Consider the following 243-nt stretch of genomic DNA (forward strand, 5'->3'; position numbering starts at 1 on the left):
GCCCAGCGCCGGCCCGAGTGGCTGCATGCCTACATCGGCATCGGGCAGATCTCCCATGCGACGGAAAGCGAGCGCCGTGGTTTTGCGTGGACCCTGCAGCAGGCGCGGCCCGATGGCAACGCCGAAGCGGTGGCCGAGCTGGAAGCATTGGCGCCCTACGCACAGGGAAACCACCCCGTGCCGCTTGAGAAGCTGTTCAAGCAGCGGAAGTGGCTCAACCACTACGGCGGCATGGTGCACAAC

1 pseudogene is annotated in these 243 nt (G+C 66.3%); it reads left to right on the forward strand.

Annotated features, from left to right (window positions below):
• Nucleotides 1-243, forward strand: a pseudogene (locus ACQG3P_RS22030) (alpha/beta hydrolase); the annotation flags it as partial.

Source organism: Stenotrophomonas sp. SrG (assembly GCF_050031795.1).
GTDB lineage: Bacteria > Pseudomonadota > Gammaproteobacteria > Xanthomonadales > Xanthomonadaceae > Stenotrophomonas > Stenotrophomonas rhizophila_A.